At 64.3% G+C, this 20,071-nt stretch carries 15 protein-coding genes; 4 read left to right on the top strand and 11 right to left on the bottom strand.

The genetic code is table 11. From position 1 onward, the window contains the following. Positions 1–4: 4 nt before the first annotated feature. Positions 5–2,014 (top strand): glycosyltransferase, encoded by a 2,010-nt coding sequence (locus V8246_RS04580; protein WP_336188100.1) that lies wholly within the window; start codon positions 5–7, stop codon positions 2,012–2,014. Between the two features lie 47 nt (positions 2,015–2,061). Here the strand turns inward: V8246_RS04580 and V8246_RS04575 are convergent, their stop codons facing one another. The 10 genes from V8246_RS04575 to V8246_RS04530 form a co-directional block, all read right to left on the bottom strand. Continuing rightward, positions 2,062–4,803, bottom strand: coding sequence for a hypothetical protein (locus tag V8246_RS04575; RefSeq protein WP_336188099.1), 2,742 nt, complete (start codon positions 4,801–4,803; stop codon positions 2,062–2,064). Next, positions 4,804–5,937: a dTDP-4-amino-4,6-dideoxygalactose transaminase gene (gene rffA, locus V8246_RS04570; RefSeq protein WP_336188098.1), complete on the bottom strand. Its 1,134-nt coding sequence runs from the start codon at positions 5,935–5,937 to the stop codon at positions 4,804–4,806. Positions 5,938–5,961: 24 nt separating this feature from the next. Then, positions 5,962–6,585, bottom strand: a complete 624-nt coding sequence (locus V8246_RS04565) for a class I SAM-dependent methyltransferase (protein ID WP_336188097.1) — start codon at positions 6,583–6,585, stop codon at positions 5,962–5,964. Beyond that, positions 6,586–6,951: an EamA family transporter gene (locus tag V8246_RS04560; protein ID WP_336188096.1), complete on the bottom strand. Its 366-nt coding sequence runs from the start codon at positions 6,949–6,951 to the stop codon at positions 6,586–6,588. 32 nt (positions 6,952–6,983) lie between these two features. Then, on the bottom strand, positions 6,984–8,108 hold the full coding sequence (locus tag V8246_RS04555; RefSeq protein ID WP_336188095.1) for a GNAT family N-acetyltransferase: 1,125 nt from the start codon (positions 8,106–8,108) through the stop codon (positions 6,984–6,986). Beyond that, positions 8,098–9,090, bottom strand: coding sequence for a glycosyltransferase family 2 protein (locus tag V8246_RS04550; RefSeq protein WP_336188094.1), 993 nt, complete (start codon positions 9,088–9,090; stop codon positions 8,098–8,100). The genes V8246_RS04555 and V8246_RS04550 overlap by 11 nt, the downstream gene beginning before the upstream one ends. Further along, positions 9,083–10,492: a mannose-1-phosphate guanylyltransferase/mannose-6-phosphate isomerase gene (locus V8246_RS04545; protein ID WP_336188093.1), complete on the bottom strand. Its 1,410-nt coding sequence runs from the start codon at positions 10,490–10,492 to the stop codon at positions 9,083–9,085. Before V8246_RS04545 ends, V8246_RS04550 begins: the two co-directional genes overlap by 8 nt. 629 nt (positions 10,493–11,121) lie before the next feature. Beyond that, positions 11,122–12,060 (bottom strand): electron transfer flavoprotein subunit alpha/FixB family protein, encoded by a 939-nt coding sequence (locus V8246_RS04540; RefSeq protein ID WP_336188092.1) that lies wholly within the window; start codon positions 12,058–12,060, stop codon positions 11,122–11,124. Next, on the bottom strand, positions 12,060–12,806 hold the full coding sequence (locus tag V8246_RS04535; protein WP_187574335.1) for an electron transfer flavoprotein subunit beta/FixA family protein: 747 nt from the start codon (positions 12,804–12,806) through the stop codon (positions 12,060–12,062). The genes V8246_RS04540 and V8246_RS04535 overlap by 1 nt, the downstream gene beginning before the upstream one ends. A 76-nt stretch (positions 12,807–12,882) precedes the next feature. Then, a complete protein-coding gene (locus V8246_RS04530) occupies positions 12,883–13,818 on the bottom strand; it encodes a hypothetical protein (protein WP_336188091.1) in 936 nt (311 codons plus the stop codon). A 112-nt stretch (positions 13,819–13,930) separates the two neighbouring features. Here V8246_RS04530 and V8246_RS04525 point away from each other — a divergent pair, with 112 nt between their 5' ends. The 3 genes from V8246_RS04525 to V8246_RS04515 all read left to right on the top strand — a co-directional run bounded on the left by V8246_RS04525 (position 13,931) and on the right by V8246_RS04515 (position 17,896). After that, entirely contained in the window at positions 13,931–14,662 is a 732-nt protein-coding gene (locus V8246_RS04525; RefSeq protein ID WP_336188090.1) for a CoA transferase subunit A, read from the top strand. Further along, positions 14,662–15,297, top strand: coding sequence for a CoA transferase subunit B (locus V8246_RS04520; protein ID WP_187574338.1), 636 nt, complete (start codon positions 14,662–14,664; stop codon positions 15,295–15,297). Before V8246_RS04525 ends, V8246_RS04520 begins: the two co-directional genes overlap by 1 nt. A 184-nt stretch (positions 15,298–15,481) precedes the next feature. Next, complete coding sequence (locus V8246_RS04515) at positions 15,482–17,896, top strand: FG-GAP-like repeat-containing protein (protein WP_336188089.1); 2,415 nt, start codon at positions 15,482–15,484, stop codon at positions 17,894–17,896. Positions 17,897–18,001: 105 nt separating this feature from the next. Here the strand turns inward: V8246_RS04515 and V8246_RS04510 are convergent, their stop codons facing one another. Further along, a complete protein-coding gene (locus V8246_RS04510) occupies positions 18,002–20,071 on the bottom strand; it encodes a glycoside hydrolase family 99-like domain-containing protein (protein ID WP_336188088.1) in 2,070 nt (689 codons plus the stop codon).

Raw genomic sequence — 20,071 nt, 5'->3', positions numbered from 1 at the left:
CTTTATGAAGCAGCTCAGAGTCGCCATCGTCGACCTCCAGCCCATTACGCCTGCCATCGGGGGAGGGCGCCAGCGCCTGCTTGGCTTGTACCACGCTCTGGGTGACGCGATCCAAGCCACCTATGTGGGATCCTACGATTGGCCGGGCGAGCAGCCGCGGGACCATTTCTTGACCCCGGGGCTCCGCGAGATCTGCGTTCCGCTGAGCGCGGCACACCACGAGGCGGCCGCTGAATCCAGCGGCCGTATGGGCGGACGCGTGATGATCGACGTCGAGTTCGACCAGCAGGTGCACCTGAGTCCCGAGTATCTGAGGGTGGCGCGCGAGCACATCGGCGAGGCGGACATCGTCGTGTTCTCGCACCCCTGGGCGTATCCGGCGCTCCGCGACGCACTGAGGCCGCACCACCTGCTCGTCTACGATTCCCACAACGTGGAGTCCATCCTTAGGACCTCGCTCCATGACGATCTGCCTCAGGCGGACGCGCTGCTCCAGCATATTGCGGTCCTAGAGGCTAGGCTCGCCAACGAGGCCGACCTAACGCTGGCGTGTTCGCATGAGGATCGCGATACGTTCGCGCGGCTCTACGGAGCGGGGTGGGCGAAGCTGAGGGTCGTGCCGAATGGCATCTTTGCGTTCACCCATCAGGTGCCGGATGAATCCACGCGCCTGGAAACCAAGCGTGCGCTCGGCATCGAGGGCGATTGCGCGGTGTTCCTTGGGTCCAACTATGCGCCCAACAACGCGGCCGCGCAGTTCATCGTGGATGCACTCGCTCCCGCCCTGCCCGGGACGACGTTCGTGTTGATGGGGGGGTGTTGCGAGGGCTTGTATGGGGCGCCTCGGAACGTGCGGGCGCTCGGCGTCGTGGACGAAGAGGAGAAGAGCCGCTGGTTGCGCGCGGCGGATGTCGCGCTCAACCCGCTTGCCAGCGGCTCAGGTACCAGCATCAAGATGTTCGATTTCATGGCGGCGGGCATACCTGTCGTGACTACGGAGGTCGGCGCGCGTGGCATCGTGGCTACGGGCGAGCTGCCGTTCGAGGTCGCGGGAATGGACGATTTCTCCGCGGTCCTCTCCGCGCTCCTGGCGGACCCGGACGCACGCCGATCGCTGGGACATCGTGGGCGCCGGGCGGTGGAGTCCTTCTATGCCTGGGAGCGGATATCGCCGAGCCTGGGCACGGTGTTACGCAAGCGCTTCGAAGAGAAGCGGCGCACGCAGCCCGAGTTCTCCGTGGTGATACCTACGTACGAACGCCACGGGCTGCTCGATACCGTCCTGGAACGGCTCGCGGAGCAGAGCTTGGCGAACTTCGAAGTAATCGTGGTCGATCAATCCAGAGAGCGCTGGCCGCGGGCGGGTGCACCATTCGGCTTTCCGCTGACGTACATCCACACTGAAGTGCGGGGTGCGGTCAAGGCACGCAACCTCGGCGGGGCAATGGCGTCGGGTCGATACATCGCCTTCACGGACGATGATTGCGAGCCCGAGCCGGACTGGCTTGAGAAGGGAGCCTTGATACTGGCGACCCCCGGCGTCGTCGGTGTCGAGGGGCTGATCCGTTCCGACCATCTCGATGACCCCGATTGGCGACCGGTGACGAACATCGGGTTCGAAGGCATTGGCTTCATGACCGCCAACCTGATGGTCCGCAACGACTGCTTCCAGATGCTGGACGGCTTCGACCTGGCGTTCGACGAGCCTCACTTCCGCGAGGACACGGATTTCGGCTGGCGCCTGCAGGCGGTGGGTCAGGTTCCCTATGCGCATGATGTGGTCGTCTACCACCCGCCGCACCGCCGGGACGTCGCAAGAGAATCGCAAGCCGAGCGCAACCGGTTCTTCGAGAAGGATGCGCTGCTGGTGGCGAAACATCCGGAACGCTTCCAGGCGCTCTTCTTCGCGGAGCAGCACTATCGCCTGACACCGGGCTATTGGGAGAATCTGGAGCGGGGGATCGCGAAGTACCGTACCGGCATGCCCGATTGGTTGGCGCTCGCCAAGCCCTGAGCACGGCACGGTGAGGACGTCCGCGTCGCTGCACGACGCCCCGGCTGCTACGGGAGCGCTGGTGCCGGCCCTTGGGTCTTGTCGCACAGCCAAGCGACGTGTTCCTGGAGCAGGCAGACCTGGAATGCCTGTCCTGCCTGATCCGCCTCCAGGGTGATGGCAACGGTGACTTCGGCGCCGGCGCCCAGCGGATGGGGCAGGGTTATCCTGCCTTCACCGGCGCGGCTCCCTGGGCTGGCGGTGGTTCGCCGATAGCCGATCACCAATGGCTTCGAGCCAAGCCCATTGATGGGCAGCTTGCCGACGTTACGGATCGTCAGCGTGGACCGGCACGATGCACGCTTGGATTGAGCGCATGCAGAGAAACCCGGGCCCGTGAGGACCACGCCGACCAAGTCAGGATCCGCTGGCTGGTCCAGGGCCGTCGGTGGAACATCTCCATACGTCGTCCGCTCGCATAGCCATGCCACGTGTTCCTGCAGCACGCATACCTGGTAGTCCAGGCCAGCGTCGCCGGCCTCGAGCGTGATGGTGGCCGTGGCCTCGGCACCCGCGCCCAGCGGTTGCGGGAGCATGACGCGCCCCTCGGTGAGCCCGCCCCCGACGCTGTCGGGCTTTCGCGCGCGAAAACCGACTATCAATGGCCTTGAGCCCGGTCCATTCAATGCGAATCGCCCGGTGTTGCGGATGGTAAGGTGCGTGCGGCATTGCACGCCCGGACTGGCCTTGCATGCGGATGGGCCGGGCCCCGTGAGCACGACGCCGACGGATGCCGGATCGGCCGCTTGTTCTAGGGGAACTACCGAAGGATCATCCGCAGGCCCCGTCCGGTCGCAGAGCCACTGTACCTGCTCTTGCAGCAAGCAGGCCTGGATGCTGGCCACCTCGGGTGGAATCGTGCCTATCCGCGCAACAAGATCATCGGATTGGCCCGGTTGCAGGGGCACTTGGAAATCGACCCGCCCCAAGTCCGACAACAGCTGGCCATCCTTTCCCAGCCCCCGCAATCCGATCCGCATGGGCACCTTGCCTGCGGTCGCGAGAGGGAGCCGTCCCCTGTTCCGCACGTGCAATCGCACCGAGCAATGGTCCTCACCGCATGACGGAAGCGCGGGTGAGCTCTCGATGGCGACCATGTCGGGCGCCACTGGCGCGTCGAAGCGGTGGCCGACGGCAAATATCTTCGCCGCGGTGCCTGCCCCGTAGAGCCAGACGTTGAAGCTGCCGGATTTCAACTTCGCCCGGGGCTCTCCCAGCTGCTCGATGACGGCGTCGCCGCCGTCGGCGGAAAGCTCGGTATCGCTTAGGATCACGGCCTCCAGCGGGCCTGCGCTTCCATGCAGTGGCTCGTTGGGTACGTGGTGCGCGAACGGCGCGAGGCGCTCGCCGTAACCCACGGGATTGACCATCACCGTCCCGGAGGAGAGCACGGACAGTACATGGGAGTTCCAGTAGGTCGCCACGGCCGTGCCGACGCGTTGCTCTTGCAGCATGTCGACTAGGGCCATCCGCTGGCGCAGGTTGACGCCACGCACATCCGCCGTGACCGGCGTGGCGCTGTCCTGCCATGCGAAGGAGGTCGCCGTTGCGATGATGAGCAGGAAGCCTGCGGTCCAGCGATACGGTCCGCGACGAGGAGTCTGTCGCAGCTGGTAGGCCAGTGCGGGAAGCACTGTGACCCCCAGCAGAATTCCTAGCGTGGCGTAACGAACTTCCATCGTGCCCTGATAGAGTCCTTCCAGGACCACCAACGGAAGTAAACCGGAAGCCAGCAGGGCATAGGTCAGCCAAGCGGCGTGTTTCAGGGCCGGCGACGTACGCCTGGAAAGGATAGCGACGGCAGGCGCGACGGGTATCGCGCATGCGATCACCCACACGCCGAGTTGCAACAGCCGCATCGCGATCGAAAGCGATGACCAGGCACCCGCGATCTGGAAGTAGCCGAACCAGTCGCCCGGCAGTCGCGAGGCGACCTGGCGGATGTGTTCGACCGACGCAGGCGATATGCGGGCCGCTGCATCGAAGTTCTGCACCTCAGGCATGATGACGAGGGCGTACACAAGATGCCCTGCGGCGGCACCCGCGACCAGCGAGAGCACTGGCATCGGAACCAGACCCGCCAGTCCTGCTCGCCGGGTTTGGTCTTGGCCGGGGACCGGGACCAAGACGACGGCCATGTGAGCCAGGATGGCCGGCAACAACACAGCCACCCATGCGCGCATCGGGTTGCTGGCAGCCAGCAGAAAAGACAGCACGGCTGGCATCCAGCGGGCCAGGCCGGAGGCCGGGCGCAGCAGCAGCGAGAACAAGAGGAACGCCAACGCCGCGTAAAGCGAATACGCACCTTGGGCGGTGATGAACTCTAGGTTGGCGGAGGACATGGCGCAAGCGGCAAGCGCGCATGTGACGAACGCCTGCGAACGCGGTCCAGGCGAAATCGACCTGGCTAGTCCATAGAGAGCGCCCAGCATCGCGAGAAGGCAGATAATGACGGCCGCGGCATTGGTATCAAACGACATGCCGAACAAGTCCTGCAGAGGTATCAGGACGGCGTAAGGCGTCGTGGTGAGGATGTCCCCGTTGGCGAAGGTCCAGCTATGGGGGACCAGGCGGCCTTCCTGCAGCGCCACGGCCGCGAGCACCGACTTCAGCGCGGAATCGCTGTGCAGGCCGGCCCGCAGCTCGTCCGTCAGGTATTGGCAGGCGGACGCTGTGGCGATGAGGAGCGCGATGGGCGCCAATACGTCCACCCACGAGCGCGAGCCGGTGCGGGAGGCTGCGTCAGCCACTCAGAGGGTCGCCAATGCGGCATCCGCCGCGGTGAAAACCTCATCGAGGCGATCCTCCAGTCCGAGCCACAACGGCAGCCGCACCAACTGGCCGCTGACGCGGTCGGTGACTTCCATGCTGCCCGACGATCGGGCGCATCTCAGGCCATGTGGTGCCGAATGGAGAGGAATATAGTGGAACACAGTACCCACGCCCGCCACTCGCATGGCGTCGATGAAACGGCTCCTAGCATCCAGATCGGGCAGGAGCAGGTAGTACATGTGCGCGTTGTGCGATGCGTCCTTCGGTATGAACGGCCTGCGCACGCGCCCGTCGCGCTCATGTCCGGCCGCCCAGGCATGATAGCGGTCCCAAAGCGCGAGCCGGCGCGCGGTGATCGCCTCGCCCGCTTCCATTTGCGCTCGCAGGAATGCTGCCACGATCTCGCTGGGAAGATAGGACGAACCAACGTCCACCCACGTGTACTTGTCGACCTGACCGCGCAGGAACTTGCTCCGGTTCGTGCCTTTCTCCCGCAGTATCTCGGCACGCTGGACCTTGGCCTCATCGCGAACCAGCAGGGCGCCGCCTTCGCCGGAGATGATGTTCTTGGTCTCGTGGAAGCTTAGGCATCCGAAGTCGCCGATCGAGCCGAGTGGGCGTCCCTTGTAGGAGGAGTAGATGGCTTGCGCGGCATCCTCCACGACCATCAGCCCGTGCTTGGCCGCGATGCGCATGATCTCGTCCATCTCGCAGGCGACGCCGGCGTAGTGGACGACGCAGATCGCCTTTGTTCGGGGTGTGATCGCGGCTTCGATCAGTCTTTCGTCGATGTTCAGGGTGTCGGCGCGGATGTCGACAAATACCGGGACGGCACCCTGGAGCACGAATGCGTTCGCGGTAGATACGAAAGTGTAGGACGGCATAATCACTTCGTCGCCGGGCTGGAGCTCCAGCATCAGTGCACTCATCTCAAGCGCTGCCGTGCAGGAATGGGTCAGCAGCGCCTTCGTGGAGCCGATCTGTCGTTCAAGCCAGGCGTTACAGTAACGGGTGAACGGCCCATCGCCCGAAAGATGACCGTTGGCATGGGCTTCGGCGATGTAAGTCAGCTCGTTGCCCGTCATGTATGGTTTGTTGAAGGGGATTGTCATGATCCTTCCCTGCGGGGGTGTGATTCAGCGCGTGCACTCGAGGATGCAGTGCGTGTAGGGGACGAAAAGCATGTCTTCGCGTACCGTCGCCCGCACCGAGGAGAACTCCTGTTCGGCCAGCTCCCGGTAGCCCGTCGGCGTGCGGATATTCTGTCCACGATCCCGGAGGATGATGTGCCGGGCCATGCGGGATTGGGTGTCCGTGAGGGTGCCGTCCACGGTGACCAGCCGCCCGCCGGGCCTCAGTTTGTTCCATGCGGTGCGTATAAGCGCACGGGCGGGCTCGTCGTCGAGGTGGTGCAGGATGCCTATCGCCAGCACGATGTCGGCACCGTCCTTGATCAGTGTGTCGTTGAACTGGGCGATGTCCATGCATTTGAAGCGGGCGCGTGTGCCGTACCTGCGCCTCGCGGCTTCGATGTACTGCGGCGACAGATCGAACCCGACGTATTCGATATCCGAGGGCAGGTACGGGATGAGTTCGGCGGTCCCGCAGCCGATATCGAGCAATATGTCCCCAGGCTTGGCCCTTATGTAGTCCCGCACCAAATTCTTGCGTGAGCGGCCCGCACCGAGGACGCTTTGCGTGAAATCGTAGACAGAGGGATGCGAAAGGATGGAGCGGATGCCGTGCGTGATCTGGCTCATTCAAATCCCCGATCGTGACAGGAAGAGGACGCCGGCGACTATCAAGGCGGTGCCCAGCAGCTTGTTGAGGTCGAAGTGTTCGCGGAAGAGCCAGGTAGCGAGCAGTGCGATCAAGGGGAAGCTGAGCGCGGTGAACGGATAGGCCTTGCTGAGCGGCATCCTGCTCAGCGCGGCCATCCAGAACAGCGATGCGCCGAAGGCCGCGGCGAACGCGCTGATAATCCAGGGATTGAGGAGAAGCGAGACGATGCTCTTCGCGCTGAGGCCGTCTGCCGCTATGGCGGGGTGGAGGCCAACCTGCCACTTGATGACAACCTGGCCGTAGACGGTCAGGAAGATGGTGCACGCGATGAACAAGTAGCTCATGTAAGCCGTCAGCCTTTCGAGGGGATGCTTGGTTAGCGCAGGATGATGTCGGTATGGGCGTACACGCAGATGCGGGACTGCGCATCCCGTACCTCGAATACCGCATGCATCGGTCCGCCGGATCTCACTCCGCCCGGGATCTTCAATGCCGCCTCGTAAACTTCCCCTGCGAGCACCGGCTGAATGAACGCCATGTCCAGTCGTCCGAATATGGTCCCGGGTCCGGGCACCTTGGTCCCCAGGATGCGCGAAAGTTCCGCCGCGGCGAGTACCCCGTGGGAGATGCGGCCGGGGAAACCCGCCTCGCGGGCGGCATCGTCGTCGAGGTGGATGGGGTTCACGTCGCCGGACGCGGCGGCAAAGGCGGCCACCTGCTCCTTGGTGAACGTCAGCGAATCGGAGGAGACCTTGCTGCGGGGCGAAAGAAGGGCGTTTACGTGGTAGGTGTCCCATGCCTCAAAAAGGTAAAAGCCTTCGCGTGCCCATACCTTCTGCACAGCGAAGTTGTTGACCTGCGTCGAAACCAGCATCGTCGGGAATCCGCGCTGCGCGAAATCCGACTGCGTGTGCCGGATCAGGTCGCCGTAGACACCGCCGCCCGCCTCGCCTGGGGCGACGCCATACAGGACACCTTCGCCGGTCTGTCCGTTTGGCGTTTCCGAGCAGGCAGCGAAGGCCGTCAACCGACCGTTGCGTTCCGCGATCCATAGCGTCCGGTCGGGCGCCAGGGCATGGCTCTCCGCCCACTCCTGATAACCGGCGAGGATCTTCTCGCGCGGAAGTAGGGGGTTGGCGTGGTAATGGCTCTTGTAGTTCAGGAACGTCTCCGCGATCAGCGCACGCAGCGGTTCGATATCACCGGGTCCTGCCCTCCGGAAGGCGAGGTCGGCATTCCTCAATGGCTGCGGCACGTGCTTGCGCAGGTCGCACTTGTAGTAGACCAGGGTATCGGCGTGGATGCAGGGTAGCGCCCAGCGGGATATCCCGTGGATCTCGCCGGTCGCACTCGGAACCCGGATGATGGCCAGGTCGCATTCCGACTCGAATATGGCCTTCGCGATGGCCTTGCTGTCGCCAGCGCTCTGTTTTCCACGCATGACCGTAAGGCCGAAGCGAGCCGACTCCAGGGGCGAGGACGAGAGCAGCTCAGTTTGCACGATGTTCCTCCGGCGTCTGTTCGGAGACCAGGTAATAGGGGCGACGTTTTGCGTCGATGAACAGCCGGCCCAGGTACAGGCCGAGGATGCCCAAGCAGGAAATGATCACGCCGCCCACGAGCCAGATCGAGGCGATGATACTCGTGAAGCCTGCCACCTGAGTGTCGCCCTGGATGAAGCGGAACAGCGTCCAGGCAACCATGCCGAACGCGATGGCGGCAAACCCAAGCCCCACCTTGACGACCAGCCTCAAGGGCTTGTCAGAGTATGACAGCACGATCTCCGTGGCCAGGCGCAGCAGCTTGCTGAAACTGTAGCCGCTGCTGCCCTCCTTGCGGGTCGCGTGGCTAACCGGCAAGTAGCTGGTGGAGAACCCTGTCCATTTCACCATCAGGGGAAAGCAGCGGTCGCGTTCCGGCATGTCGTTGATGACGTCGATCACCTTGCGGCTGTATGCGCCGAAGTTCGCGGTCGTATGGTCCTGGGGAACGCCGGTCAGCCAGGACAGAAGGCGGAAGAAGGCCCAGGAGAAGAAGCGCTTAGAGGCAGAGTCCTGTCGTTCCGTGCGCTGGCCGAACACGACGTCCGTGTCGACGAGGCCGGCGACAAGTGCGGGAATGTCCTCGGGTGAATCCTGCAGGTCGCAATCCATCACGACGACTACGTTACCGCGCGATCCCTCAATACCCGCGGCGATGGCGTAGTGCTGACCGAAGTTCCTGGACAGTCTCAGGCCGCGAAGCCAGGGCCGGCTTTCGGCAAGCTCGGTGATGCGGGACCATGCCCCGTCGGGACTGCAGTCATCGACGAGGATGACCTCGAAGGTGCCCCCGAGGGGGGCGACCGCGGAGGCGATCCGGTCGACAAGCTCTTCCAGGCATCCCTTGCAGCCATAGACGGGTGAAACCACCGACAGCGAGACCGGCGCGACGCCGGATGTCCCAAGGGTGGAGGACTGGAGCGTGCGGGGATGCTCAGGCATTTACGCGTCCGTAGGCATCGTCAAAACGTACGATATCGTCCTCGCCGAGGTAGCTTCCGGACTGGACTTCGATAAGTTCGAGGGGAAGTTTTCCGGGGTTCCTCAATCGATGGATGATCCCGAGCGGAATATAGGTACTCTGGTTCTCGGCGAGCAGTATCACCTCATCTCCTCGCGTTACCTCGGCCGTACCGCTAACAACGATCCAGTGCTCGGCGCGGTGGTGGTGCATCTGCAGGCTCAGGCTCGCGCCCGGCTTGACCGTGATGCGCTTCACCTGGAAGCGCGCGCCATTGTCGATGGAGTCATAGGCGCCCCAAGGGCGGTACACCTTCCGATGCGCGAACGCCTCCGGCCGGCCTGTTGCCTTGATTCTGCCGACGATGTCCTTGACTTCCTGGATGCGGTCGCGGTGGCCGACCAGAACGGCATCATCGGTTTCAACGACCACAACATCCTCTAGGCCGATCATGGCAATCAGGCGCTTGCCGTGCGCATAGGTGTTCCTGCAGTTTATGGCGATCACGTCGCCATGATGGGCATTGCCGTTCTCGTCCTGGTGCGATGCCTCCCAAAGCGCGCCCCATGAACCTACATCGCTCCATCCGGCGTCGAGTGCGATCACGGCGGCGCGGCTTGTCCGCTCCATCACCGCGTAGTCGATCGAATTGCCGCGGATCGCGGAGAAGGCATCGTTGTCCAGACGAATGAAGTCCGAATCGCGGCTGCCCAGCGCGAGCGCTTGCCCACACGCGGCGAGCACGTCGGGGTCAAAGCGGCGCAGTTCGTCCAGATATCGGGATGCCTTGAACATGAACATCCCGCTGTTCCATAGATACTCCCCGCTTTCCAGATAGTACTTGGCGGTTTCCAGGTCGGGCTTTTCCACGAAACGTTCGACCGGCCTGGGGTTTTCGCCTTTGCCGGCCTTGATGTAGCCATAGCCGGTTTCCGGTCTTGCGGGCACGATGCCGAACGTCACGAGGGCGCCACGCTCGGCCGCATCCAGCGCGGAACCCACGGCGTCATGGAAAGCCTGCTCGTTGGCGATCACGTGATCCGAAGGAAGCACGAGCAGTACTGCGTCTTCATTCTGTGCCACGGCGAGCATGGCCGCCACTGCGATCGCCGGCGCGGTGTTCCGCCCCACAGGCTCAAGCACCACGGCCGCGGGCTCGATACCGATCTCGCGCATTTGTTCCGCCACCATGAACCGATGTTCATTGTTCGCAACGATGATCGGCCTGGCGTCACTGACGGGAGCAATGCGCCGCCAAGTGGCCTGCAGCATCGTCTGGTCGCCGATGAGAGGGAGGAACTGCTTGGGATAGGCCTCTCGCGACAGGGGCCAGAGTCGGGTCCCCGAGCCACCGGAGAGGATGACTGGAATCAGGTTCTTCATGCTGCGTTCCTTGTAGCGGTAGCGTCGTTGCGCGCGGGATTCCACGTTTACTCACAGGGTTGCGAGGTGCGGGGGTCTCGGCGCCAACCGAAGGGGGTATATTGGAGCTGCGCAGATCATGCCGCCAGTGACCTTAATCGGCGCCTTGTCAAACCCATAGTCTAGAGCTGGCGGGCGACGACCGATGTGCCCGGGGACACGTTGCGTCGAGACTGCGTCCGGTCAGGTACTCGACGCTCAGCCGGTCGAGCCGATCCGCTCGTCGCCCGCCCGTTTGCTGTGTGTGGCGGCATGGGCGGCACGCGTCTTAGGGATGTGCTGACTCAGGCCCGGAGGCGGCTTTCCGGTGCGTGGGATGCGTTCACGGCGACCGCTGCGGACCATCCGGGCGTGCTGCGGATGTCGGCAGAAGGTCTCTTGCCTGGCATGTACGCGTCACGGATTGGTCACCGACGCCGCAGGCAATCCGCCTTGTCCCTGCGGCGCGCATGCCCGAAGCGCCGGCTCGCGCGCGGCTTTCATCGAGAACGGTACCGCCACGTCCCGGATCGGGCGAGACGCCTCGGCACGGGTCGCCCGGAGGCTTCATTGCTTCCGGGCGTCGGCAAGTCGCGCACTGTCGTAAGCCGTCAGAGCTGCGCTTCCAGCTCTGGCAGCAACTGGAACAGATCCCCCACCAACCCGATGTCCGCAATCTCGAAGATCGGCGCTTCGGCGTCCTTGTTGATCGCCACGATGGTGCCGGCATCCTTGATGCCGGTCAGGTGCTGGATGGCGCCGGAGATGCCGACGGCCACGTACAGCTCGGGCGCGATGATCTTGCCGGTCTGGCCGACCTGCAGTTCGTTCGGCACATAGCCGGCGTCGACCGCGGCGCGGGAGGCGCCGACGGCGGCGCCCAGCTTGTCCGCCAGCGCATAGATGACCTTGAAATTCTCGGCTGAGCCGACGCCGCGACCGCCGGAGACGACGCGCTTGGCGCTCTGCAGGTCAGGGCGATCCGACTTGCCGGCGGCCAGGCCGATGTAACGGGTGTGCGTGGGCAGGGTGGCGTCCACGCTGACGGCTTCGACCGTCGCGCTGCCGCCCTTGGCCGCTTCCGGCCAGGAGGCGGTACGCACGGTGGCGACGACGGTCTGATCGGACGGGGCTTCGACGGTGATGATCGCGTTGCCGGCGTAGATCGGACGCTTGAAGGTATGCGGGCCTTCCACGGCCATCAGGTCGGAGACCTGGTTGACGCCCAACAGAGCGGCAACGCAGGGCAGCAGGTCCTTGCCGAAGGTGGTGGAGGGCGCGAACACGTGCGTATAGCCCGCGGCGAGCTTGGCGATCTGAGGCGCGAGCACCTGGGCGATCGCGTTCGCGTTGGCGGTGTTGGCGACGGTCAGCACCTTCGCAACGCCGGCGATCTGCGCGGCTTCGGCAGCGATGGCCGTCGGGTCGGCAGCCAGCACGACCACGTCGATCGCGTCGGCGTTCACGGCCGCAGCGGCGCTAACGGTCTTGGCGGTGGAGGCGTTGAGCTTGCCGTCCAGGTGTTCGGCGATGACGAGAACCTTGGCCATTACAGCAACCCCTTCTGCTTGAGTGCGGCGACCAGTTCGGCCGCGTCCTTCACCATGACGCCCTTGCTGCGTTTGGCTGGCGGGGCGTAGTGCGTGGTCTTGTGCGTATCGGCGGATTCGACGCCCAGGTCGGCCAGCTGCAGCGTTTCCAGCGGCTTGCTCTTGGCCTTCATGATGTCCGGCAGCTTGATGAAGCGCGGTTCGTTGAGGCGCAGGTCGGTGGTGACGACCGCAGGCAGGTCGACCTCCAGCGTTTCCAGGCCGGCGTCGACTTCGCGCACCACCGTAGCCTTGCCGTCGGCGATGTCGAGCTTGCCGGCGAAGGTGGCCTGCGGGCGGCCCCACAGGGTGGCCAGCATCTGGCCGGTCTGGTTGGCGTCGTCGTCGATGGCCTGCTTGCCGAGGATCACCAGATCGGGCGATTCCTTCTCGACCAGCTTCAGCAGGGTGCGGGCGGCGGTCAGCGGCTGGATGGCCTGATCGGTGACCACGTGGATGGCACGGTTGGCGCCCATGGCCAGGCCGTTGCGCAGGTGGGCCTGGGCGTCGGCGGGGGCGATGGTGGCGACCACCACCTCGGTGGCGATGCCCTTGTCGCGCAGGCGCAGGGCTTCTTCCAGCGCGATCTCGTCGAAGGGGTTGGGAGACAGCTTGACGCCGTCGGTGACCACGCCGGAGCCGTCCGGCTTGACCTGGATGCGGACGTTGTAGTCCACCACGCGCTTGTAGGCGACGAGAATCTTCATCCTGCGGGAATTCCTGTGTGCGACGGAGAGGCCCGGCCGCGGCGGTGGGCCGAGGGCAGAAGCCGGATTTTAGCCGTCAGGCCCGATCCATGCGAGTCCGTACGGTGGCGTCTGCCGGCGGCGCGGCGAGCAGGGCGGCGAGTCGGGCTGCGCTGCCGGGGGCCTGGTCGAAGAACAGGGAGGGCTCGGTCAGCTCCAGTTCGAGCAGGCAGGGCTGGCCGTTCGGGCCGGACAGCAGGTCGATGCGTGCGTAGGTCAGGGGCGCCTCCAGCTGACGCAGACGCGTGGTCGCGGCCAGGATGCGCTCGGCGAGGGTGAATTCCGAAGGCAGGGGATCGCGCGCGGTGATGTCGCCCGCTGCCATAGGCGCCTGGCGTGCCGCTTCTCCGGGAGGCAGCTGCGCGCCCTTGCGGAGCGCATGGCTGAAATGGCCGGCAAAGTAGACCAGGGCGGTTTCGCCAGCGGCATCCACCGTGGACAGGTAGGGCTGCAGCATAACGCTGCGGTCCTGGTCGAGCAGCCGGGCGATATGGTTGCCGGCGGCGAACTGCTGGTCGCGCTGGTAGCGCTGGGTGTCCCGCGCGCCGGCACTGACGGTCGGCTTGACCACGAACTCGTCCGCATCCGCGAACGCCTCCAGAAAGCGGCTCAGGGCCTCCATGGGTTCGGCGTCGGGCTCCACGAACGTCGTCGGCACCGTGGGGATGCCGACGGCGGCCAGATCGGCCAGATAGTGCTTGTCGGTGTTCCAGCGGACCACGTTCAGGGGGTTGAGCAGCAGGGTCGCACGGTCCACCCGTTCGGCCCATGCCAGGAACTCCGGCAGCCGTTCGGTGTAGTCCCAGGGCGAGCGGAGCAGGACAGTGTCGAAACGCCCCCAGTTCACGGTGGGATCGTCCCAGGCCACGGCGCGGGCATGCAGGCCGGCATCGGCACACGCATCGAGCAGGGGAACGAGGTCATCGTCATGCCCGGTGGCAGCGACGGCGGTGACGAGGGCGACGGTTCTCATGGCGGCAGTGTACGCGCACGCCCCGCGCCGGATTCCCATTGCCCGAAAGTACCTGTGTCCGGGATGGGCGGCTGGGTAGAATGCCGGCTTTCACCATCGAATGGATCGCGCCATGGCGGGTAATCCCGGCTCCGGAGGCAAGCAGAAGCTCTATCCCAGTGCGGCAGCGGCGCTTGAAGGCGTCGTGGCCGACGGCCAGACGCTGGCGGTCGGTGGCTTCGGCCTGTGCGGCATCCCCGAAGCATTGATTGGCGCCCTGCGCGACAGCGGCGTGAAGGGGCTCACGGCGATCTCCAACAACGCCGGCGTGGACGGCTTCGGACTGGGGCTGCTGCTGGAGACCCGTCAGATCAGGAAGATGATTTCGTCCTACGTGGGTGAGAACAAGGAGTTCGAGCGCCAGTTCCTGTCGGGCGAGCTGGAGCTGGAGTTCAACCCGCAGGGCACGCTGGCCGAGCGCCTGCGCGCCGGCGGCGCCGGGATTCCCGCGTTCTTCACCCGCACCGGCTACGGCACGGTCGTCGCCGAAGGCAAGGAAACGCGCCAGTTCGGCGAGCATTGGTACGTGATGGAGACGGCGCTGATGGCCGACGTGTCGCTGGTCAAGGCGTGGAAGGCCGACAAGGCGGGCAACCTGGTGTTCCGCAAGACCGCGCGCAACTTCAACCCGGCCTGCGCGATGGCCGGCAAGGTCTGCATTGCCGAGGTCGAGGAGGTGGTGGAGGTCGGCGCGATCGACCCGGACCACGTCCACCTGCCGGGCATCTACGTGGACCGCATCGTCCACAACCCCGCCCCCGAGAAGCGCATCGAGCAGCGCACCGTCCGCCAAGGAGACAAGTGATGCCCTGGACCCGCGATGAGATGGCGCAGCGCGCTGCCCGCGAACTGACCGATGGCGCCTATGTGAACCTGGGCATTGGCCTGCCGACCCTGGTTGCCAATCACATTCCCGCCGGAATGGACGTCTGGCTGCAGTCCGAAAACGGCTTGCTGGGCATCGGTCCGTTCCCGACCGAGGACGAGGTGGATGCCGACCTGATCAATGCCGGCAAGCAGACCGTCACCGCGCGCGCTGGCGCCAGCTACTTCGGCAGCCACGACTCCTTCGCCATGATCCGCGGCGGCCACATCGACCTGGCCGTGCTGGGTGCCATGCAGGTCACCGACAAGGGCGACCTGGCCAACTGGATGGTGCCGGGCAAGATGGTCAAGGGCATGGGCGGCGCCATGGACCTGGTGGCGGGGGTCAAGCGCATCGTCGTGCTGATGGAGCACGTGGCCAAGGACGGGAGCCACAAGATCCTCCCCCAGTGCGACCTGCCGCTGACCGGCGTCGGCGTGGTGGATCGGATCATCACCGATCTGGCGGTGTTCGACGTCACCGGGGAGGGACTGGTGCTGGTGGAATCGGCCGACGGGGTGACCGAGGCAGAGCTCCGTGCGAAGACGGGCGTGCCCTATCGGTCGCTGGCTTGACGCGCGCCATGGTGGCGTGACCGGGGTCAAATCTCCGCTCACGTTACTGGCGACGCATCTGACTTTCAGCTGTACGTCATCCTGCCGATAAACAGGGAAGCGGACCGGGTTGGCTGTTTTACAGCCGGTCAGCTGGGCTATATTGTCCGTTCAGGGGCTCCAACTGTTTTTCTTGAGGGTACGTATGAAACTCCGCATTGGCGCTTGCGCCTTGGTAGTGGCTCTGGCCGGGTGCAGTGGAGGCAACCCCGAATCGGGCGTGGCCGGGATGCGTGGCGTGGCCGCGACCCAGCCGTCCGGCACGCTGCCGGCCGCGCTTCCGTTGGCCCGCGCGATCGGCGCCTCGATTGCCAATGCGCCGGACCGCGGCGCGCTGTTGTCCTATCCGGACCAGGCGAAGGCTGCCAAGCAGGAAGGCGCCTACACGTGGTACCCCACCGCCATCAGCGAGGCGCACGCTTTCAAGGCGGTGGCCACCGGCGAAATGACGGTCCCCTCGCCCGATGGCAGCCAGGTCAAACTGCGGTACGAGCGCCATGTCGAGGAAATCGACGGCAACTGGACCTGGATCGGCCGTGTGGTCGGCGGCGATCCCATGCAGGAAGCCATCATCACCTTCGGCGAGAAGGCGGTGTTCGGTTCCATCCCGCAGGCTAACGGCAAACCGGCACTGAGCTTGCAGACCCGTAACGGCAGGGTGTTCGCTGTCCAGACCGATCCCTCGAAGGTCGTGTCGGCGACCAAGGGCCATGTGGACATGATGATCCCGGAGGCGGCCGCGCTGCGCTCGTCGATGGGGGCCGCGGTCAGCCAGTCGGCGCCCGTGAGCCAGGGCGCGACCATGGTGGCGCAGGGTGCGCCGCAGACCGCTGCCAACACCATCGACGTGGTCATCGGCTACACGCCTGAGTTTGTAACGGAGAATCAGGGGGCATCGGGCGCCGCCACCCGCTTGGTCTTCCTGGTACAGGTTGGCAACCAGGCCTTCGTCAACAGCGGCGTCAACGGCTATCTGCGCATCGTCCATGCCCTGCAGGTCAGCTACACCAATACCAACAGCAACCAGACGGCGCTGACCGAACTGACCGGCAGCAATGGCCAGTCCTCTGTCACCATTCCGGCCAGTCTCGCCCCGCTGCGCACGGCGCGCGACCAGTACGGCGCGGATATCGTCGTGCTGGTACGCAAGTTCAATACGCCGGAGAACGAGGGCTGCGGCATCGCCTGGCTCAATGGCGCCAACCAGACCGACATCACCGCGGCGGACGCGCCGTGGGGATACGCCGTCATCAGCGATGGCTACGACAAGGGCACCGACGGCAAGACGTACTTCTGCGCCGATGAAACCCTGGTGCATGAAGCCGCTCACTTGATGGGCTCGGCACATGACCGTGCCAATTCCAAAAATTCCTCAGGTGGCCTGCAATACGGTCGCTACGCCTACTCCTTCGGGTACAAGACGGCTGCCGCGTCCGGCGACTTCTTCACCATAATGGCGTACGGGGACTACGGGCAGGTTTCGCACCGCATCTTCTCCACGCCCCTGAAGAGTACGTGCGGCAGCGGCGGTAATCTCGCGTGCGGCGTGGCCAACAGCGAGGACAATGCGCGGAGCCTGAACCAGACGATTCCGGTGGTGGCGACGTTCCGGGCGACAGTGGTGCCCTTCTCTGGATCGCCTGTTTCCGACGTCAATGGCGATGGGCGTTCTGACCTCTTTTGGCACAGCATCACGGCGCAAGCCGCCCAGCCCTGGGTGATGAACGGAACGTCGTACGCCTATGGTTCCGCCAATGCGGTAGCGAGCCAGTATCGCATCGGCGGGATCGGCGACATCAATGGCGATGGGCGCGCGGACGTCATCTGGTACGACCAGTCGAAGGGGGGCTCGACGTCCGTTTACGCTTGGATTGGAAATGCCTCGGGCACCTATTCGGTCAGCGCGCTGCGCAGCTACCCTGCCGGCTGGAGCATTGTCGGTGTCGCGGATGCCAACGGTGACGGGAGGGCGGACATTTTCTGGCACAACCCGACCTCGGGTGCGCTGGAATACTGGTTGATGAATGGCACCGCGATCACGTACGGTGGCGCTCGATCGGTGGCCAACATCTACCGCGTCGCCGCCATCGGCGACTTCACGGGGGACGGTCGTGCCGACATCGTATTTACCAACACGGGCAAGACCGAACTGTGGATGTGGATACAGTCGGACTCTGGCATTTACTCCATCACCCGCGTGAACTTCCCGGGTTATCCGACGGGTTGGAATATCGTCGGTACGGGCGATGCCAATGGCGACGGACGCGCGGACCTTTTCTGGCATAACCCGACGGCTGGTGCGTTGGAGTATTGGCTGATGAACGGTGCTTCGCTGACCTACGGTGGCGCAAGGCCCGTGGGAACTCAGTACCGGGTCGCCGCGGTCGGGGATTACAACGGTGACGGTCTTGCGGACTTGGTGTGGACCAACACCGGGAAGACCGAGCTGTATACGTGGACGGGAAGCGCGTCAGGCGTCTTCGCGGTGGCAACCTTGCCATTCCCTGGCGGGTACCCGACCGGCTGGGATATCTTTGCAGCGACGCTCCCTCCTGGCTGATTGCCGGATTGAGGCGCACGAAGAAGCCGGAGCAATCCGGCTTTTTGTTCCGCGCTTTCGCGGAGGCGGAGAGTCTATCCCTGCATGATGTCGAGTAAGGCAGCTTCAGCGGCTGCTTGTATATTGATACGGGCCTGGCCGGTTGGGTAAGACATCGCCTTCTTTCATGAGGTCAGCAACGGTCGTCAACCTGAAGCCCGCCTCGCGGACGCAGAGGCCAAGACTGCGCTCGACCGTGTGAGCTAGCGTGCCGTCGATTTGGCCCGATTCCGCCTCGAACTCGGAGGCGAGCAGGCCTGCATCCAGCAACGGTCGCAACGCCGCCAAGCGAACCCAGAACATCGATCCAGCCGGAAAAAAGTCGTGAGCATCGTGCGCCGGCAATCCAGCGCGCCGCGCAAGATATTCCATGCCTTCCTTGTTGGCCCCAATATGCGCCTCGATAGGAAGAAGATGACCTTCCGGAGCCACGAGCCCCATAGTCTCGTCGCGCATGAAGGCGTCCAGCGTCTTGGAGGCGCGGTCTTGGGTGAGAAGCCGCTTGAGCAGTTCCCTTCGCCATTGGACCCCATCGTCCCGATGTTCGGAGCGTTTGGTGTGAAGCTTGAGCACGACGTCGACCCCAAAATCCAGCAAACGATCCGCAGCTTTCAGGAAAGGCAGGAGATCGCGGCCGCGATTTTCGATCGTGAAGATCTCGATGTTCAGTTCGCTTCCTTGCACCAGCTCCGCGAGGGCCTCACGCTTCTCGGGGGAAGTCGTCAGCACTACGTGCCAGCTCAGCGCGGTGGAAGACAATGCACCGAGCAGCTCGGGAACGTCTTCCAGATACCACGCGTGAATGATCGCATGGTGCCCGGTCATACGACTCACCGGTGGAGTCAGGGCGGAACGCGTCGCGCTGAGCCATGCGTAGCCCAGTCTCTGGTCCGGTTCAAGGGCCGCACCCTCAGCCCATTCATTCCAGGCATTGATGAAGACCAGGCGCTCGGAAGCGGAAGGATGCACACTCAGACTACTGATGGCGTGGCGCAGCCAATCGCGATAGCGTCTCGGCGAGGCATGGAGGTAGGTGCGTCCCTTGCCTGACCGCCTTGCTTCGTTATCCCATCCGCAATTGACACCATAGTGGCGCGGATAAGACGTGGTGTCGGGATTCTGGAATCCGCGCGCCATTTCGCGCCAATCAAGCACTTGTCCTTTGTACCCACCGTTGACAAGCACCTGAAGGGATGTGATCGAGCTGGGTTGGCTGAGGTTTGGTGGGAACTGAATGCATGAATCGAGCCCCACAGTACGTGGGTCGATTTGATCGAAACTCTGAACATAGCCGATGTGCAATTCGCCAATCCCGTTCTCCATGCACCACGTGCGCCAGCGACGAGCGGTAACTGCCATCTCCGGAAGCGTCCCCGGCCGGTAGACGACCAGCATCGGCTTCCCATCCACCCGCAAATACCGCGGATCCCGCATGTACTCCGCCACGTGCGCGATGAACGCGATATCGTCCTCGGGCGAATGTTTCTGGTCGATCAGGATCTCGTCGCCGCGGCCATCCCAGGTGCGGGTCCATTTCTCGTTCGCCCAGCACAAGCAGAATTTCAGGTCGATCGACTTGTCGTTGAGCCAATTGCGCAGTGGCGTCTCCAGCAGCGTCTTGCCGCCGAACCAGTAGAAGTAGAAGCAGAACGCGCTGATGCCGTACTCGCGGGCCAGGCGTGCCTGTTCGTGCATGACCTCGACGTTGCGCAGGTCGTAGAAGCCGAGATCCCCGGGGAGTTTGGGCTGGTAGTGCCCTTCGAACTGGGGCAGGGCGCGGGTGACGTTGCGCCATTCGGTGAAGCCCTTGCCCCACCATTCGTCATTCTCGGGGATGGTATGGAACTGCGGCAGATAGAACGCGACCAGGGTGGCGGGCAAGGGGTCGGGTAGTTCCCCCTTCTCGTAGGGGACATAGCCGATGGCACGCTCATCCGAGCGTACGTACGGGCGCCGGGGCAACTGGCCGGTGGGTGCCTTGCCCTTCGGGCCCTCCGGCACCCAATGCCCGCGCGTGTCGAGAAAGCGCTGGCGCAAGCGGTCGCGCGTTGCTTGCGACATCGGCGTCAACCGGAAGGCGGTCCGAAGCGCGTAGAAGAGCGTGGTGCGAAGTTGCCGGGACAGGGAATTCGACAC

Origin of the sequence: Pseudoxanthomonas sp. F11 (assembly GCF_037046485.1) — a bacterium.
Taxonomy (GTDB): Bacteria; Pseudomonadota; Gammaproteobacteria; order Xanthomonadales; family Xanthomonadaceae; genus Pseudoxanthomonas_A.
This window is presented reverse-complemented; position numbering and strand designations above follow the sequence as displayed.

What these genes read in the sequence shown, in the direction of transcription:
- V8246_RS04580 (WP_336188100.1), top strand. Translation starts at nt 5, where the DNA reads ATGAAGCAGCTCAGAGTCGCCATCGTCGACCTCCAGCCCATTACGCCT.
- rffA (WP_336188098.1), bottom strand. Translation starts at nt 5,937, where the DNA reads ATGACAATCCCCTTCAACAAACCATACATGACGGGCAACGAGCTGACT.
- V8246_RS04565 (WP_336188097.1), bottom strand. Translation starts at nt 6,585, where the DNA reads ATGAGCCAGATCACGCACGGCATCCGCTCCATCCTTTCGCATCCCTCT.
- V8246_RS04560 (WP_336188096.1), bottom strand. Translation starts at nt 6,951, where the DNA reads ATGAGCTACTTGTTCATCGCGTGCACCATCTTCCTGACCGTCTACGGC.
- V8246_RS04550 (WP_336188094.1), bottom strand. Translation starts at nt 9,090, where the DNA reads ATGCCTGAGCATCCCCGCACGCTCCAGTCCTCCACCCTTGGGACATCC.
- V8246_RS04545 (WP_336188093.1), bottom strand. Translation starts at nt 10,492, where the DNA reads ATGAAGAACCTGATTCCAGTCATCCTCTCCGGTGGCTCGGGGACCCGA.
- V8246_RS04540 (WP_336188092.1), bottom strand. Translation starts at nt 12,060, where the DNA reads ATGGCCAAGGTTCTCGTCATCGCCGAACACCTGGACGGCAAGCTCAAC.
- V8246_RS04535 (WP_187574335.1), bottom strand. Translation starts at nt 12,806, where the DNA reads ATGAAGATTCTCGTCGCCTACAAGCGCGTGGTGGACTACAACGTCCGC.
- V8246_RS04530 (WP_336188091.1), bottom strand. Translation starts at nt 13,818, where the DNA reads ATGAGAACCGTCGCCCTCGTCACCGCCGTCGCTGCCACCGGGCATGAC.
- V8246_RS04525 (WP_336188090.1), top strand. Translation starts at nt 13,931, where the DNA reads ATGGCGGGTAATCCCGGCTCCGGAGGCAAGCAGAAGCTCTATCCCAGT.
- V8246_RS04520 (WP_187574338.1), top strand. Translation starts at nt 14,662, where the DNA reads ATGCCCTGGACCCGCGATGAGATGGCGCAGCGCGCTGCCCGCGAACTG.
- V8246_RS04515 (WP_336188089.1), top strand. Translation starts at nt 15,482, where the DNA reads ATGAAACTCCGCATTGGCGCTTGCGCCTTGGTAGTGGCTCTGGCCGGG.